The 16,009-nt window shown below is 75.5% G+C and carries 16 protein-coding genes; 1 reads left to right on the plus strand and 15 read right to left on the minus strand.

The window, feature by feature from the left end; all coding sequences use genetic code 11:
• Window position 1: 1 nt before the first annotated feature.
• From ACFVXH_RS20245 to ACFVXH_RS20285, 9 genes are all read right to left on the minus strand, one after another.
• Window positions 2–658: an alkaline shock response membrane anchor protein AmaP gene (locus tag ACFVXH_RS20245; RefSeq protein WP_143204497.1), complete on the minus strand. Its 657-nt coding sequence runs from the start codon at window positions 656–658 to the stop codon at window positions 2–4.
• Window positions 655–1,308 (minus strand): DUF6286 domain-containing protein, encoded by a 654-nt coding sequence (locus tag ACFVXH_RS20250; protein ID WP_387825689.1) that lies wholly within the window; start codon window positions 1,306–1,308, stop codon window positions 655–657. The genes ACFVXH_RS20245 and ACFVXH_RS20250 overlap by 4 nt, the downstream gene beginning before the upstream one ends.
• Window positions 1,305–1,622: a hypothetical protein gene (locus ACFVXH_RS20255; RefSeq protein ID WP_241852790.1), complete on the minus strand. Its 318-nt coding sequence runs from the start codon at window positions 1,620–1,622 to the stop codon at window positions 1,305–1,307. The genes ACFVXH_RS20250 and ACFVXH_RS20255 overlap by 4 nt, the downstream gene beginning before the upstream one ends.
• 83 nt (window positions 1,623–1,705) lie before the next feature.
• Window positions 1,706–1,897 (minus strand): hypothetical protein, encoded by a 192-nt coding sequence (locus ACFVXH_RS20260; protein WP_049658455.1) that lies wholly within the window; start codon window positions 1,895–1,897, stop codon window positions 1,706–1,708.
• A 61-nt stretch (window positions 1,898–1,958) separates the two neighbouring features.
• A complete protein-coding gene (locus ACFVXH_RS20265) occupies window positions 1,959–2,447 on the minus strand; it encodes an Asp23/Gls24 family envelope stress response protein (RefSeq protein ID WP_074001607.1) in 489 nt (162 codons plus the stop codon).
• Window positions 2,448–2,640: 193 nt separating this feature from the next.
• Window positions 2,641–3,447 (minus strand): enoyl-CoA hydratase/isomerase family protein, encoded by an 807-nt coding sequence (locus ACFVXH_RS20270; protein WP_387825693.1) that lies wholly within the window; start codon window positions 3,445–3,447, stop codon window positions 2,641–2,643.
• Between the two features lie 301 nt (window positions 3,448–3,748).
• Window positions 3,749–3,982 carry a helix-turn-helix domain-containing protein gene (locus tag ACFVXH_RS20275; RefSeq protein WP_049658450.1) on the minus strand — a complete coding sequence of 78 codons (234 nt, stop codon included), beginning with the start codon at window positions 3,980–3,982 and terminating at the stop codon, window positions 3,749–3,751.
• A 327-nt stretch (window positions 3,983–4,309) separates the two neighbouring features.
• Window positions 4,310–5,908 (minus strand): ABC-F family ATP-binding cassette domain-containing protein, encoded by a 1,599-nt coding sequence (locus ACFVXH_RS20280; RefSeq protein WP_049658446.1) that lies wholly within the window; start codon window positions 5,906–5,908, stop codon window positions 4,310–4,312.
• 236 nt (window positions 5,909–6,144) lie between these two features.
• Window positions 6,145–7,155, minus strand: coding sequence for a hypothetical protein (locus ACFVXH_RS20285; RefSeq protein WP_387825697.1), 1,011 nt, complete (start codon window positions 7,153–7,155; stop codon window positions 6,145–6,147).
• A gap of 369 nt (window positions 7,156–7,524) precedes the next feature.
• Between ACFVXH_RS20285 and ACFVXH_RS20290 the strand changes: the two genes are divergently transcribed.
• The gene (locus tag ACFVXH_RS20290; RefSeq protein WP_375873298.1) at window positions 7,525–8,766 is read left to right on the plus strand and encodes a glycoside hydrolase family 26 protein; all 1,242 of its coding nucleotides are present in this window, start codon (window positions 7,525–7,527) and stop codon (window positions 8,764–8,766) included.
• 4 nt (window positions 8,767–8,770) lie between these two features.
• On the opposite strand, the gene ACFVXH_RS20295 is transcribed toward ACFVXH_RS20290, so the two are convergent.
• From ACFVXH_RS20295 to ACFVXH_RS20320, 6 genes are read right to left on the minus strand one after another with little or no spacing between them, the layout of a single operon-like run.
• Window positions 8,771–9,931, minus strand: a complete 1,161-nt coding sequence (locus tag ACFVXH_RS20295) for a GNAT family N-acetyltransferase (RefSeq protein WP_387825700.1) — start codon at window positions 9,929–9,931, stop codon at window positions 8,771–8,773.
• Entirely contained in the window at window positions 9,928–10,926 is a 999-nt protein-coding gene (locus ACFVXH_RS20300) for a Wzz/FepE/Etk N-terminal domain-containing protein (RefSeq protein WP_387825703.1), read from the minus strand. Before ACFVXH_RS20300 ends, ACFVXH_RS20295 begins: the two co-directional genes overlap by 4 nt.
• A gap of 49 nt (window positions 10,927–10,975) precedes the next feature.
• Entirely contained in the window at window positions 10,976–12,091 is a 1,116-nt protein-coding gene (locus ACFVXH_RS20305) for a glycosyltransferase (RefSeq protein WP_387825706.1), read from the minus strand.
• The gene (locus ACFVXH_RS20310) at window positions 12,088–12,939 is read right to left on the minus strand and encodes a polysaccharide deacetylase family protein (protein WP_380777209.1); all 852 of its coding nucleotides are present in this window, start codon (window positions 12,937–12,939) and stop codon (window positions 12,088–12,090) included. Before ACFVXH_RS20310 ends, ACFVXH_RS20305 begins: the two co-directional genes overlap by 4 nt.
• On the minus strand, window positions 12,929–14,665 hold the full coding sequence (locus tag ACFVXH_RS20315; protein ID WP_074001613.1) for a lipid II flippase MurJ: 1,737 nt from the start codon (window positions 14,663–14,665) through the stop codon (window positions 12,929–12,931). The genes ACFVXH_RS20310 and ACFVXH_RS20315 overlap by 11 nt, the downstream gene beginning before the upstream one ends.
• On the minus strand, window positions 14,662–16,008 hold the full coding sequence (locus ACFVXH_RS20320; RefSeq protein WP_387825710.1) for an O-antigen ligase family protein: 1,347 nt from the start codon (window positions 16,006–16,008) through the stop codon (window positions 14,662–14,664). The genes ACFVXH_RS20315 and ACFVXH_RS20320 overlap by 4 nt, the downstream gene beginning before the upstream one ends.
• Between the last annotated feature and the right edge of the window lies 1 nt (window position 16,009).

A 16,009-nucleotide genomic window follows, 5' to 3' on the forward strand; every position in this document is an offset into this window, starting at 1 on the left:
CCTACTCCACCCGCGCCTGCCCGCGCCCCCGCCGACCGCGCCGCCCCCGCCCGGGCCGCGGCTCGGCGTGGGCCGCCTGGAGGACCCGGATCCGCAGGTCGGCCGGCAGCTCCGCCAGCCGCAGGCTCCCGCACGCGTCCGTCCGGGGCCCGTCCTCGAAGTGCTCCACCAGCGCGGCCGGATCCCCGCCCGGCCGCAGCCGCACCGCCCCGCGCAGCCTCGGGTGCCCCGGCGCCCGCACCAGCCGCACCCCGGCCCGTTCGACGTCCGGCAGCACCGCCGTCCCGTTCTCCAGCGCCTCCTCCAACGCCCGCGCACCGACCCGCAGCCGCAGCCCGCTCACCCCCGGCGTCGGCACCGCGATGCTCGACAGCCCGCTGCGCCGCAGCTGCGCCACCAGCCACCACGCCATCCCCGCCACCAGGGCGGTCAGTCCGCCGATCACCGTCGGCCACCACCACGACGACGCCACCCACCGCCCCCGGGAACGCGCGCTCACCACCGGCTGGTCGGGTGAGGTAAGCGGCCACCACTGCGGCGGGTGGACGCCCAGCCGCCGGTACAGGTCGAGCCCGCCCGCCAGCACCAGCACCCCGGCCGCCAGCAGCACCGCCCCCACCACCCCCAGCACCACCCGGTTGACGACCGTCCTCCTCACCCGGCCGCCCCCTCGCCGCCAGCCGCCCCGGCCCCCGTCCCGGAACCGGTGGTCCCCGCCCCCGGGTCCTCCCCCACCACGCCCCCGGCCCCCCGCCCCGTCCGCACGTCCAGCCGCAGCGGCCGCCCCAGCCCCACCCGCTCCAGCTCGTCCCGCAACTGCCGCTGCACCAGCGCCGGGTCCGCCAGCCCCTCCAGCGAGATCCGGACCCGCCGCCGCCCGACCCGGATCCGCAGGCGGTCGATCCCGTCCAGGCCCGCCGCCCGGTCCGCCAGCAGGTGTCCGACCCCGGCCCGGTCGACGGCCGCGGTCGTCCCCCCGTAGGGCCGCAGCACGAGCCACCGCCGCAGCCCGGGCGCGACGGCGAGCCACAGCAGCCACCCGCCGAGCGCGGTCGCCGCTCCGGCCCCCACCAGCACCGCCAGGTCGTCGAGGTGGCGGGTCGCCAGCTCGTCCGCGATCTGCGCCCGCCACCGCCGCGCCGGCTGCCCCACCCGTACGGCGACCACGTCGTACAGCAGCGCCCCCGCCACCACCAGCACCGCCGTCGCCACCAGGGCCGCCGCGGCCGTACGGGGCGCCCGCAGCCGCCTGACCTTCTCCGGCCGGGCCCCCGGCACCGCCGCCGTTCCGGGCACCTCCTCGGTCACGAGGCGCCCCCCGTCACCAACTTCTCGACCACGACGACGACTTCCGACACCCTCGTCCCGGTCAGCCCCACCACCCGCTCCGCGATCCGCGTCCGAACAGCCCCGGCCAGCGCCGCGATGTCCGAGGGGAACGGCAGCTCGACCGCCACCCGGACCGTCACCGTGCTCCCCGGTACGGTCACCGAGACGTGCGGCGGCGCCCCCTTCGCCCGCCCGGCGGGCCAGGCCTCGGTCAGCACCTCCCGGACGGCCCGGGCCGCGATCCGCGCGTACACCCGGTCGGCGACCCGGAGCCGCCCCCGGCGCCCCGGCACGGAACCGGAACCGGAACCCGGGCCGGGGCCCGGCACGGAACCCGACCCGGAGAGCGCGGCCGGAGCCGACGCGGGGCCCGCCATCAGCGGCGCCGGTCGCGGCCGCGGAGCAGGTCCCCGAGTTCGCCCAGCTCGATGTCGCCCTCCAGCAGGCGCCCGAGCACGAATCCGACCAGCCCGAGCGCGGCCACCAGCAGGAAGGCCGCGAACCCGCCGAAGTACCCGGCGAAGCCGAGGGCCATGCCCACCACCAGGCCGACGATGGCCAGGTTCATCCGCTACTCCCTCGTGTCCCGCTGCCTCGTCGGGTCCGCCGTCGGCCCGCCGCCGAACGCGCTACTTGAGCTTCGGCCGCTGCCCGGAGGGCGCCACCGGCTCCTCTTCCTCCTCGAACTCCGGTTCGTCCGGGAGGTGGACGTCGTTGACCGCGATGTTGACCTCGACGACCTCCAGGCCGGTCATCCGTTCCACCGCGTTGATGATGTTCTCCCGCACCTGGCGGGCGAGTTCGGGAATGACCACGCCGTACTCGACCACCAGGGCGATGTCGATCGCGGTCTGCTTCTCGCCGACCTCCGCCTTGATGCCCCGCCCGACGCTGGGCTTGCCGCCGGGCACCCGGTCCCGCATCGCGCCGAAGGTGCGGGCGAGCCCGGAGCCGAGCGCGTGGATCCCGGCGACCTCGCGGGCCGCCATCCCGGCGATCTTCTCCACCACGCCGACGGCCAGCGCGGTGCGGCCACGCTCCCCCACCGGCTTGGCACCGCCGCCGGCCCCCGGCGGACCGGGGTTCGGGGCGCTGCCGCTGCCGGTGTGCTTGGGCATGGTCGCGGGCGTCGGAGTGTCAGGCATGGGTGCTTCTCCCGTCGTACGGCACCAGCTATATCGCAAACCTCCCCAACTCTGGCATTTCGCCACGATCCCCGCCCGGCGAGCACCGGCGGCCCTCCCCCGGCACGGGAAAGGGCCCGGCCCGGGGGAATCTCCCCGGGCCGGGCCCCGCGTCATCACCGTGCGGTCAGTCGCCGATCCCGGCGAGCTCCCGCAGCCGACGGGCCTGCGCCGCCCGTTCGGCCGAACGCTGCTCGTCGAAGGAGCGCCCGGCGGCACCCTGCAGCAGCGCCTTGGTCTCGATCACCGCGCCGCGCGGAGCGGCCAGCAGGGCCGCCGCGAGGTCCCGGGCGGCGGCGTCCAGCTCCTCGCCCGGCACCACCAGGTTGGCCAGTCCGATCGCGGCGGCCTCCTCGGCCCCCACCCAGCGGCCGGTCGCGCAGATCTCCAGCGCCCGCGCGTAGCCGACGAGTTCGGTGAGCGGCTTGGTGCCGGCCAGGTCCGGGACGAGGCCCAGCGAGGTCTCCTTCATCGCGAACTGGACATCCTCGGCGACCACCCGCAGGTCGCAGCCGAGGGCCAGCTGGAAGCCCGCGCCGACGGCGTGGCCCTGGACCGCCGCGATGGAGATCAGATCCGGACGGCGCCACCAGGTGAAGGCCTCCTGGTACGAGGCGATGGCGGCGTCCAGCTCCTGGTCGGTGGAGGCGGCGAGCTGGAGGAAGGTGGGCTCGCCCGGGATGCCCTCGGGGGTGAACATGGCCCGGTCCAGCCCGGCGGAGAAGGAGACCCCCTCCGCGCGCAGCAGCACCACCCGGACGCTGCCGGGAAGGTCGCACCCGGCGGCGGCGAGGGCGCGCCAGAGCGCGGGCGACTGGGCGTTGCGCCGCTTGGGTCGGCACAGGGTGACGACGGCGAGTTCACCGTCGATCTCCAGGCGGACGCCGTCCCGCTCCCAGCTCGGGGCCTGCGGGTCGGTGGCGGGAGCGGTCATGCGGGGAACCTCCGGTGGCGAGGGACGTGGCTACCGGAGAGTAACAAACCTCGACGCGCAAGGGCAGGGGCCCCGACCGGGAAGGATCGACGGGACCCGGGGCACTCGGCGAGGGAACGAAGGGCACGGTCCCGGGAGAAATGAACGGACTTCGGAAAACGGGGGACGGACGACACCCCGGACATGACGATCGGCGGCCGGTCCACACGACCCGAGGGCGGACGCCCGGCTGAATGGTCAACCGTCGTCTCCTCGGTCGGCGTCCTGCCGCCGCGTCATCCAGCCAATGGCTGACGAACCGTCAGGAACTGGCCCCGGCAGTCGCTTTGTTCTTGCCCCGCGTGGCACCGCCGCGGCCCCGGAGAATGACTCCGGATTCGCTCAGCATCCGGTGCACGAAGCCGTACGAACGACCGGTCTCCTCCGCGAGAGCGCGAATGCTCGCCCCGGAGTCGTACTTCTTCTTGAGATCGGCCGCGAGCTTCTCACGCGCGGCACCGGTCACCCGGCTGCCCTTTTTCAGAGTCTCGGCCACCCGTGCCTCCTCGTAGCGTTGCTCGGTCAGATTCCCATGATCACCCATCCACCGCGTCCTGGCCACCCATTCGACAAGGTCGATGTCGGAATTGCGTGGTCCACCGGTGGTGATCCGAGCGCAGCAGGGCGCTCACACAGAGTGCGCGCCCCCGGACTGATGCCGCCGTTTGCCGAAAAGGAGCTGATCAGCAGCGTCGGCCCGACCACGATCGAGTGGCGGGCCGACGGAAAGTCCTTAAACGGAATCCAGGTCTACTTCATTCCCGGACACGCCGAAAGGACTAGATATTCTCATCCAAAAAGCGGATCTCGCGTCTACTTCCGGTCAGGCCAGCGAGACCAGATCGGCGTAGCCCGGGTTCCACAGGTCCTCCACGCCGTCCGGCAGCAGGATGATCCGCTCCGGGTCGAGCGCCTCGACCGCGCCCTCGTCGTGGGTGACCAGCACGACGGCGCCGGAGAACTCGCGCAGCGCGCCCAGGATCTCCTCGCGGCTGGCCGGGTCGAGGTTGTTGGTGGGCTCGTCGAGCAGCAGCACGTTGGCAGAGGAGACCACCAGGGTGGCCAGCGCCAGACGGGTCTTCTCACCACCGGAGAGCACCCCGGCCGGCTTGTCCACGTCGTCCCCGGAGAACAGGAAGGAGCCGAGGATCTTGCGGATCTGCACCAGGTCGGTGTCCGGCGCGGCCGAGCGCATGTTCTCCAGGACGCTGCGGTCCGGGTCGAGCGTCTCGTGCTCCTGGGCGTAGTAGCCGATCTTCAGGCCGTGGCCCGGGATCACCTCGCCGGTGTCCGGCGCCTCCACCCCGGCCAGCATCCGCAGCAGGGTGGTCTTGCCGGCGCCGTTGAAGCCCAGCACGACGACCCGGGAGCCCCGGTCGATCGCCAGGTCGACGTCGGTGAAGATCTCCAGCGAGCCGTAGGACTTGGACAGGCCGCTGGCGGTCAGCGGGGTCTTGCCGCAGGGGGCCGGGTCGGGGAAGCGCAGCTTGGCGACCTTGTCGTTCACCCGGACCTGCTCCAGGCCGGAGAGCAGCTTGTCGGCGCGGCGGGCCATGTTCTGCGCGGCCACCGTCTTGGTCGCCTTGGCGCGCATCTTGTCGGCCTGCGCGTTCAGGGTCGCGGCCTTCTTCTCGGCGTTGGCGCGCTCGCGCTTGCGGCGCTTCTCGTCGTCCTCGCGCTGCTGCTGGTACTGCTTCCAGCCCATGTTGTAGACGTCGATGGCGGAGCGGTTGGCGTCCAGGTAGAAGACCTTGTTGACGACCGTCTCGACCAGGTCGACGTCGTGCGAGATGACGATGAAGCCGCCCTTGTAGGTCTTCAGGAAGTCCCGCAGCCAGACGATCGAGTCCGCGTCCAGGTGGTTGGTGGGCTCGTCGAGCAGCAGCACGTCGGAGTCCGAGAAGAGGATCCGGGCGAGCTCGACGCGGCGGCGCTGACCACCGGAGAGGGTGTGCAGCGGCTGGGCGAGGATGCGGTCCGGCAGGCCCAGCGCGGCGGCGATGGTGGCGGCCTCGGCCTCGGCGGCGTACCCGCCCTTGGTGAGGAACTCGGTCTCCAGCCGGGCGTACTTCTTCATCGCGTTGTCCCGGGTGGCGCCCTGGCCGTTGGCCATCCGGTCCTCGTTCTCGCGCATCTTCTTCAGCACGGTGTCGAGGCCGCGGGCGGACAGGATGCGGTCCTTGGCGAGGACGTCCAGGTCGCCGGTGCGCGGGTCCTGCGGGAGGTAGCCGACCTCGCCCGAACGGGTGACGGTTCCGGCGGCCGGCAGGCCCTCGCCGGCCAGCACCTTGGTGAGCGTCGTCTTGCCGGCGCCGTTGCGGCCGACCAGGCCGATCCGGTCACCGGCGGCGACCTTGAAGCTCGCGGACTCGATCAGGATCCGGGCACCGGCACGCAGTTCGAGGGCGTTGGCGGAAATCATGGCTGGGGACTACTCCTGGGACGTGGGCGGGCGGCCGGGTGCGACGGACCCGGGGCCGGGTTGGCATGAGGGGGGCTTCATCGGCGGTCGGCGCGGCCCTCGCGGCGCCGCCGCCCGCTATTGCCCGGAGAAGATAGCCATGACGGCAAGTCTACCGGGCCCCGTACCGCCCCCGGGGAAGTACCGCCCAGGGGTATCCACCGGCCCGCCGGCCCACCGACCGGGGGCCGTCCCGGCTACTGGGGCTGCCCGGCCGGCTGGTCTCCAGCGGGGGCTCCGGCGGCCGCCGGAGCGTCCGGGGTCGGGTTCCCGGCCGGGTCCTGGCCCGCGGCCGGGTCCGCCGCGCAGCCGCCCTGCGGCCGGACCGCCGCGAACGGCGCCCCCACGCTGCCGCAGGCCGTCTCGGGCGCGGCCGCCTTGGTGTCGAACACCCGGGGCGGGACGACCGGGCCGTCGGTGATCTCCACCCGGCTGCGGTCCAGCACCTTGACCGTGGCCGTCGGGCCGGTGCTCGTCGACCAGCCGTTGCTGTCCAGCCGGTAGCCGGTGATGCCGCCGGAGACGGCCTGCCCGCCGCTGTTGGTGCAGGTGCGCGGGATCAGCACGGCGTAGTCGGTGTGGACGGCGCGCAGCGGGTCGTAGACGCAGCCGCCGGAGGGCTTGTCGTTGTAGCGCAGGTCGCCGTCGGCGTCGCGCAGGCCCATGGTGAGGTTCGGGGTGACCAGGGCCAGCCAGGGCGAGCCGTCCCGCTGGACGGTGTGCAGCGCGGCCGCGGCCCGCTGCTTGGCGAGCGCCTTGCGCTGGGCGTCGGTCCGCTTGTCGGCGCCGGGCTCGCCGTCGCCGTGCAGCCAGTCGGCCAGGCCGGGCACCACCCGGTGCCAGCGCACCTCGTGGTCGCCGGGGCGCACCGAGGTGACCATGCCGTCGTCCCAGACCACGATCGCGTTGTCGCCGGCCATCGCCAGGTAGAGCGCCTCGACGCCCTCGCGGCGGTAGGACCAGGCCTGCTCGCCGGTCTGCTGGTGGAAGGCCTCCAGGCCCGGGCCCACCCGCAGGTCGAGGTCGGCCGAGCCGAGCGACTCGGAGTTCACCGGCGTCGCCCCCGCGTCGCCCGGTCCCGCGACCCGGTCGCCGAACGGCACCGGCTTGTTCGCGTGCGCCGCCGCCCCGGCCGCAAGGACCAGCACCACCGCCGAGGCAGGCAGGATCGAGCGGGGGGTCAGTACACGCAGAGGCTTCCAGGACACGGCCGGAGCGTACCTTTCACCGGGTACGCGAGTCAGCCCGGTTCCGCCGCCGCCGGGCCCCGCCGGGCGTCCGCCGGGCCCCGCGCGCCCTCCCCGCGCGCCCGCCCGCCCACCTGCGCCGTCGGGGCCGTGGCCGCTCCGCCGGGTCCGCCGGAGCGGGCCGGACTGGCCCGGCCGGACCGTTACAGATCTGATACCTGAGCACCGGCCGCCGGTCGTTGCGGCAGACGGCGTTCGAATGGCGCCCACTTTAGGGTGACATTCGGCTTTTTCGTCCCCCTTCGGGCCTACTGTCGGCCAGCGGGGCGTCACGGTCCGTCCACGCCGAGACCGTGCGCCCCGCCCACGCGACGTCCGGAGGAGAGCACCATGCGAATCGGCCGCCTGACGCTGGCCGCCGCCACCCTGCTGCTGATGGCCACGGCCAGCGTCCCGGCGGGGACGCCGTTCAGCCAGACCGAACGGCACACCCTCTCCTCGGACGCCGTCGAGCCGCGCGGCGCGGCCCCCCGCCCTCCGGTCCAGCGCCCGAACCACGAGCCGCCGTTCGGCGCCTTCGTCGGCTCCTGGGACAACCACATCCCGCAGATCCGCCAGTACGCGCAGTGGCTCGGCGACGCGAACATGCAGGTCGGCCACACCTATCTGGCGGGCAACGACTGGAGCGACATCGAGGGCGAGGCGATGGTGCTCGGCCTCTGGTCGCAGTGGCGGCAGGCCGACCCGTCCCGGCTGCTGGTGCTCGGCGTGCCGATGCTGGTGCCCAACGAGGCGAACGTGCCGGACGGCGAGGTCGCCAGGCTGCTCGCCCAGGGGGAGCGCGGGGACTTCGACGCGCACTTCCTCAAGCTCGCGCGCCGGCTGGTCGCGCTGGGCGGCGCGGACACCGTGCTCACGCTCGGCTGGGAGATGAACGGCACCACCTACACCCACCGCTGCAAGCCCGACCCGTCCGCGTGGAAGGCGTACTGGCGGCGGATCGTCGGGGTGATGCGCTCGGTGCCCGGCCAGCGCTTCCGCTTCGACTTCGCCCCCAGCCGGGGCCTGGACGCCGTCCCGTGGACCAAGTGCTACCCCGGCGACGACGTGGTCGACATCATCGGCATGGACAGCTACGACCAGCCCGCCGGCGGCACCTTCGACGACTACGTGCGCGAGCCGTACGGCCTCCAGGACCAGGTGGAGTTCGCCGCCAAGCGCGGCAAGCCGGTCTCGTACCCGGAGTGGGGGCTGTTCCGCAACGGCGACAACCCCGAGTACGTGCGCCGGATGGTCGACTGGATCCGCACCCACGACACCGCCTACCAGACCGTCACCGACTACTGTCCGCACGGCTTCTTCGAGTGCGACCGCAATCCCCGCTCGGCGACGACGTTCAAGCAGCTGATGTCCGGTTCGAAGGGGGCCCCGGCGCCGGAAGGGGTGCCGGCGCCGCCCACCGCCCCGGCACCGGCTCCGGAGGACCCGCCGGACGCGCCCGCCGTACCCGCCGCCCCCGCCGTGCCCGGGGGTGGCGCCACCCCGAGCCGGGCGGCGAGCCCGTCGACCCGTCCGACGGCCCCCAAGCCGACGCACAAGCCGACGGGCGGCGCGCGGCACGCCCGGCACTGAGCGGTCAGCTGCGGCGGCGGGCCAGCAGCGCCTCCTTGAGGCGGGGGAAGCGGGTGCGCAGCTGGTGCGCCGCCGCCTGCCGGGCGCGCACCGCCCCGGCCCGGACGGCGGCCGCCGGTGCCGCCCCCGCCGGGCCGAGCAGCAGCCGCTGGTTGGCCAGCTGGTCCGGCCGCCAGCGCTGCTTGTACGGCTCCTGGCCGCGCAGCAGGCCGAGCAGCGGGACGCCGGCGCCGACCGTCTCGTCCAGCGCCGCGCTGAACAGCAGTCCGGCGATGTCCAGCCGCTCGCGCAGCACCGGGTGCGCCCCGTACATGTACAGCCCGCCGAAGGACGGGCAGAGCAGCAGCAGGTTGACCGCGACCAGCTGGCCGTCCAGGTGGAACTGGTGGACGGCGGCCCGGCCGGCGGCGACCAGTCCGGTGCTGGACTCGGCCAGGTGCCGGGCGAACCGCTCGGTGCGGTGCTCGGGCGTGACGCCGCGCGCCTGCCACTGCAGGAAGTGCAGCCGCAGCATCGCGTCCAGCGCCTGCGGCACCTCCGCCACCGGGGTCGAGCGGACCTCCACCCCGGCCTCGGCGATCTTGCGGAGCTTCACCCGGCTGCGCTGGGCGGTCTTGCCGGGCACCCGCTTGAGCAGCCGGTCCATCGGGACGGCCGGCAGGTACTGGCAGAGGGAGTCCTGGTAGCGGCGGCGGCTGCCGCGCCAGTGCCCGTACACCCGGTGCACCGCCGCCTCGGGGTGCACCTCGCGCAGCTCCAGCCAGTGCCAGGGGCGGGTGAGCGGGAGCGCGGCGGCGAACTCGGCGGCGGCCCGGTCGGCGCACTCGTCGTCGAGCAGGACGTCGGTGTAGTCGACCAACCCGCCGCCGAGGCCGGTCAGGCCACCGAGCGGCCCGCCGCGGCGCACGAAGGCGCCCGCGCCGACCAGCCGGCCGTCCCGGCGGACCAGCACCACGAGCAGGCCGCCGGGGCGGCCGTAGTGGCGCCACCAGGAGCGCTGCCAGTCGGCGGCCTGGAAGAAGGTGGCGGTCCGGCAGCGGGCGGCCAGGTCGTCCCACTCCTCGGCGAGGGCGTCCAGGGCGTCGTCCTGGCAGCGCAGCTCGGTGGTCCAGGCCGGCGCCGTCGCCTGGGCGGGCAGGCCGCCTCTGCGGGTCTCGGTGCTCATCGACCGCCCCCGACCGGGGCCTGCTGCCGGGCGGGGGCCTGCTCCGCGGTGGCGGGGGCCGGCGCCTCGGCCGGGGGCTGCTCCGCCGCCGGGGGCTCGGCGGCGGCCTGCGTGTCGGCCTTCGCGGCGGGCTTCCCGGCGGGCTTCTTCTCAGCCTTCACCGGGGCCTTCACCGGGGCCTTCACGCTCTTGGTCCCGGCCTTGGGCTCGGCCTTGGGCTCGGCCTCGGGCTCGGCCTCGGTCTTGGGCGCGGCCTTGGGGCCGGCGTCGGGCTTGGGCTCGGTCCCGGCCCCGGCCGGCTCCTCGCGGCGCGGGCGCGGGGTCGCCGGGACGGCCACCGGCGCGGACGCGGCGGGGGCCTGCGGCACCCGCGCGGCCCGCGGCACCTGCGGCTCCTGCGGCGTCGCGGGGCTCTCGACGGCCTCCGGCGCCGCCGGGGCACCCCGGCGCCGGGTCATCATCACCAGCGCGCCCAGCAGCAGCCCGGTCGCGCCGCCGACCGCGACGTCCAGCTTCCCGGACGGCGTGGTCGGCCTGTCCGGCGCGGCGGCCGGGGAGAGCGTCACCAGCCGGACGTTGGTGTCCTTGCTGCTGGTGTTGGCGAAGGCGACCAGCGAGCGGGCCACCGCGTCGGCCGTCCGGGCGGCCTCCTGGGGTCGCTCCCCGGTCCCGGTGATCTCGATCATCGGGGCGTCCGGGGAGGTCGTCCCGTGCACCAGGGCCTCCAGCTCGGACCGGGTGTGGCCGGTCTCGGCGGCTGCCACCCCGAGCACCTGCGGCTGCCCGGCCAGCCGGCCGTACGCCTGGGCGAAGTTGGTCGCGATCGCGGCCTCCCCGGGGTTCTGCGCGACCACGAGGACGTAGGCGTTCGCGGCGTACGACGGGGACGCGGCGACGGCGTACCCGGCGCCGACCGCGGCGCCCAGCGGAACCGCGAGCACCACCGGCCACCAGCGGCGGACCAGGCGGCGGGCGCTTCGGCGCGGTGTGGTCATGGGTGTTGCTCCTTGGGTCTGGTACGGCGGTTCCGGCGGTGGCGGGCGGTCAGACGCGGGCCAGCCGGTCGTAGAGGGCGCCCAGGTCGGCGGCGACCCGGACGATGTCGTAGTGGCCGACGGCCGGGGGGTGCGGCAGCGGGTCGGCGGTGTGCCCGCTGAGCGGCCGCAGGTCGCGCAGCGCGGCGGCGTAGGCGGCGGGCTCGGAGGGGACGCGACGGGCCTGCGGGGCGGCCCTGGGCGGCAGTTCGTCGAGCGCCGGGCAGGCGCTGTAGCGCACCGGCAGCCCGGCCGCGAGGCCCTCCAGGACGCCGAGGCCGAAGGTCTCCGCGGTGGAGGGGGCGGCCAGCACGTCCAGGGCGGCCAGCAGTTCGGGGACGTCGTCGCGCTCCCCGGTGAGCACCAGCCGGTCCCGCACGCCGAGTTCGGCGGCCCGGCGCTCCAGCGCGGCGCGCTCCGGACCCTCGCCGACCAGCACCAGCCGGGTGGCCGGGTCGAGCTCGGCGAGCGCCTCGACCAGCACCTCGAAGCGCTTGCCGGGCACCAGCCGGCCCACCCCGCCGACCACCCAGCCCCCGTACGGCAGCCCGAGCTCGGCGCGCAGGCGGCGGCGGACGACGGCCCGTTCGGCGGGCGGGAGGCGGTAGCGGGAGGTGTCGATGCCGTTCGGGATCAGCTCGATCCGGGCCGGTGGGACGCCCCAGGAACGCAGCGTCTGGGCGACCTGGCGGGATACCGCGACGGTGGTGCTGCCGAGCCGTTCGGCCGCCAGGTAGAGGCCCTTGACGCCCCGGGTGACCGGGCGGCCCTCGATCACCCCGGCGTGCAGCGAGTGCTCGGTGGAGACCACCGCGCGCACCCCGGCCAGCCGGGCGGCCGTCCGGCCGTACAGCTGGGCCCGGTACAGGTGGGTGTGCACCAGGTCGTAGCGGCCGGCCCGGACCAGCCGGACCAGCCGGGGCAGCGCGCCGAGGTCCCGGTTGCCGCGCATGCCGAGGTGGTGGACGGTGACGCCGTCGGCGCGCAGCGCCTCGGCGACCGTGCCGGGGTTGGTCAGGGCGAGCACCTCGCACTGCTGGTGCGCCGGCAGGTGCCGCAGCAGCAGGTGCAGTTGGCGCTCGGCGCCGCCGGCGGCCAGGCCGGTGACGATGTGCAGCACCCTCATGGCCGGGGCTCCCGGCGGGCGTGGCGCAGCCCGGTGACGGCGTCCCGCAACCGGTGCCGGCCCTGCTTGGCGCGCAGCCGCCAGGCGCCGTCGCGGTCGCCGACGTAGCAGCGGGGCAGGGCGAAGCGGCCGGTGAGCGGGGAGTGCGCGATGGCGCAGGCGTGGTCGTACCCGGCGTCGCGCACGGCCAGGGCGGCGGGCAGGTCGACGGCGCCGTACGGGTAGCAGAAGCCGGTGACCGGGCCGCCGACGGCCTCCTCCAGCAGCCGCCGGCTCTCCCGGGCCTGGACGGCGAGGGCCTCGGGCGGCAGGCCGGGCAGCGCCCGGTGGCCGAGGCCGTGCGAGCCGATCTCCCAGCCGGCGCCGGCGAGCCCGGTGACCTCCTGGACGGTGAGCAGCCGCTTGCGCGGGCCCTCGGTGTCCCAGCCGTTGTCCCGGCCGAGCAGGTCGGCGACCACGTACGCGGTGGCGGTGAAGCCGTACGCCTGGAGGGTCGGCACCGCGTACCGGGCGATGTCGGCGTAGCCGTCGTCGAAGGTCAGGCCGACCAGCCTGTCGTCCCGGCCGAGGGCGTGGGCCCGCATCAGCTCGCGGACGGAGACGCCGCGCCGACCGCTCCGGTACAGCCAGCCGATCTGTTCGGCGAACCGCTCGGGGCTGACAGTGAGCCGGTAGGGGTCCTCCTGCTCGACCGCCACCGAGTGGTACATCAGGATCCACGGCGAGGCGGAGCCGGGGACCGGCGGTGCGCCGAGCGGGTGGCGGCTCCTGGGCGGTCGTGCCCGGTCCGGCGGTGCGCTGTGGAGGCCGGCCCGGGCCGAACGGACGGTTCCCCGTTCATTGTCCATCGGGACGCTTCCCTTCTTCGGCGGCGGTTGGCGGGTTCCGGACGGGCCCCAGGGCCCGGGCGAGGGCGAGGACCGGGCCGCGCACCTCGCGGGCGCCGAGCCCGGTGCCGAGGGCCGCGAAGGCCAGCGCCACGGTGAGGCCCCCGAGGAGGGTCGACAGCAGGGGGTCGGCGGCCAGCCCGGCGGCGGCGGTGCCGAGCACGGTGGCCCCGGCGGCGGCGGCCACCAGCCGGCCGTGGCCGCCGAGCACCCGGTGCAGCCGCAGCGGGATGCCGCGCAGCACCAGGCCGTGCAGCAGCAGTGCGGCGGCGGCGGTGATCCCGGCCGCGTTGCCGGCGGCCAGTCCCAGGGCGCCGAAGCGGGGCGTGGCGAGCAGGCCGGTGGCGACGGTGACGCCGAGGCCGAGCACCATCGCGGCGGCCGGGTACCAGTCCAGCAGCCGGCGGCCGTCCTCGGCGCCCGGGTCGTCGGCCCGGCGGACCACCGGGCGCAGCGAGAAGTACGGGCGGACCATCACGCCGATCAGCGCCTGGGCGGGCAGGCCGAAGCTGTACACCCGGATGACGTCGGCGGTGGCGGCGGTGTCGTGCGGGCCGAAGGCGCCGCGCTCGAACAGCAGCGAGACCACCGAGGGGGCGCAGGCCATCAGGAAGGCGGTGCCGAACAGGACGACGGCCGCCGCCTGGCCGAGGTCCTTCTCCACCCGGTCGCGGGCGGCGGTGAGGTCCCCGGCGGCCAGCGCCCGGGCGACCAGCGGGAAGGTGACGGTGCAGATCAGCAGGCCCGCCGTCATGGCGAGCTGGGAGACCTTGGCGGCGTAGTTGAGGTGCGAGATGGTGCCGGGCGGCAGGGCCGAGCCGAGGTAGCGCTCGACGAAGACCTGGGACTGCCGGGTGAGCGTGAAGGCGGCCACCGGCAGCAGGGCGAGCGGCATCAGCACCAGGGCCCGGCGCGAGCGGCGGCCCCGGCCGGTGCCGGGCGGGCCCTGGCGCAGCCGGCGCAGGAACGGGCCGACCAGCAGACCGGCCATCAGCAGGCTGCCGCCCGCGACGCCGAGGGCGGCGGAGCGCACGCCGAGGTAGGAGTGGAGGCAGAGCAGGACGGCGAGGATGCCGAGGTTGTAGGCGACGTAGATGCCGGCCGGGGCGGTGAAGCGGTGGTGGGCACGCAGTGCGGCGGCCAGGTAGCCGGCCACTCCGAAGGGCAGCACGGTGACCGCGGTGATCCGGGTGCAGGTGACGGCCAGGCCGGGGTCGGTGAGGCCGGGGGCGAGCAGGTCGACCAGTTCCGGGGCGCCCAGGGCGACGGCCAGGGCGAGGCCGCTGAGCGCGAGCAGCAGCCAGGGCAGGGTGGCGCGGACCAGTTGGCGGACCGGGTCGGGGGCGTCCGGGTCCTCCTCGCGCAGCACCAGGGCGAGGGCGAACGCGGGCACCATGAGGAAGGACATGGCGTCCTCGATCAGCAGCGGCGCGGCGGTCTCCGGGACGGTCCAGGCGACCAGGAAGGCGTCGGTGCCCTGGTTGGCGCCGAAGTAGCGGGCCAGCAGGAGGTCGCGCAGCAGACCGAGGCCGGAGCCGGCGGCGCTGAGCACGGCGGTGATGCCGAAGGCCTTGGCGAGGAAGCCGCGCCGGGGGGCCGGGTGGGGCCCGGCGGACGGGTCCCCGCCGGGGGCGCCGCGGGGGGCCGGGAGGGGGGAGGCGACGGCGGCGGGCCGGTCGGTGGTCACCGGGCCGCTCCGGTGGTCGCCGGACCGGCGGCGGGGTGCCCGGGGTGCTGTGCGGCCGCGCGGGCGGCGAGGCCGAGGACGACGGAGGTCAGCACGGTGGTGGTGCCGCCGATGTCGGAGTACAGGAAGTCGACCAGGACCCAGGTGAGCAGGGCGAGGGCGGCGAGCCCGGGGCCGCGGCGGTGGCGCAGGCAGCCGATCAGCAGGGCGAGGAAGAGCGCGGCGTAGGCGGTGATGCCGATCAGGCCCTGCTCGCTGAGCACCAGGAAGTACATGTTGTGCGGGGAGAGCAGCGGTTCGCGCTGGAAGCCGATGGTGGCGTCGGCGGCGTCGCTGCCGGAGGACAGCCGCAGCGGGGCGTGGCTGTCGCGCAGCTGCTGGAAGGCCTTGGGGCCGGCGCCGTGCACGGGGTGGTCCTGCCAGATCCGTCCGGCGGTGGACCACAGGTCGTACCGGTCGGAGACGGACTGGTCGGGGGCGGCGGAGACGGAGCCGATCGAGCTGAGCCGCTTGGTGACGCCGGAGCCGCCGAGGCCGAGGCCGCCGACCAGGACGACCGCGGCGGCCAGGCCGAGGACGGCGCCGCGCAGCAGCAGCCGGGCGTCGACGCGCAGCAGCAGGACGGTGGCGGCGAGGCCGGTGGCGATCCAGCTGCCGCGGCTGAAGGAGACGGCCAGCGGGAAGGCGAGGAAGGCGGCGGCGGCGAACATCGCGCGGCGCAGCCGGGCGTTTCCCCCGGGGCCTCGCTCGCCGAGGGCCAGGGCGAGGGCGGCGAGCAGGCCGAAGCTGACCACGCTGGACATCGCCATGATGTCGAGCGCGCCGAAGGTGCCGACGGCCCGGATCGGCTGGCCGGTGTAGGAGGCGCCGGTGTGGGTGAGGTACTGCTTCGCGCCGACCACGCCCTGGATCAGCGCGGCGAGCACGAAGGAGCCGAGCACCAGGCGCTGGTCGGTGCGGTCGCGCAGGGCGCAGAGGACGGCGGCGGGGACCAGGACGAACACCTGGGCGAGCCGGACGAAGCCGGTGACGCTGGCGGCCGGGTCGGTCGAGCCGAGGGTGGCGACGGCGGCGGCGACCACGATCCCGCCGAACAGCGCGCAGGTGGTGCGGCTGACCGCGGGCAGCCGCCCGCGCAGCAGGTTGAGCGCGGTGAGGGCCACCAGGGCCAGCGAGGCGAGGTCGGCGGCGGTGACGTGGACGGCGGCGGCGACGTCCTTCTCCCCGGTGGGCACGCAGACCAGCAGGACGGTGGCGGCGGCCAGCGGGCTGGTGCGCTCGGTGAGCGCGGGTAGGGCCGCCCGTAAGGCCGGGCGGGGGAAGGCGGGGAGGGTCAGGGCCACG

This window comes from Kitasatospora sp. NPDC058184, assembly GCF_042883725.1.
Classification (GTDB): Bacteria; Actinomycetota; Actinomycetes; order Streptomycetales; family Streptomycetaceae; genus Kitasatospora.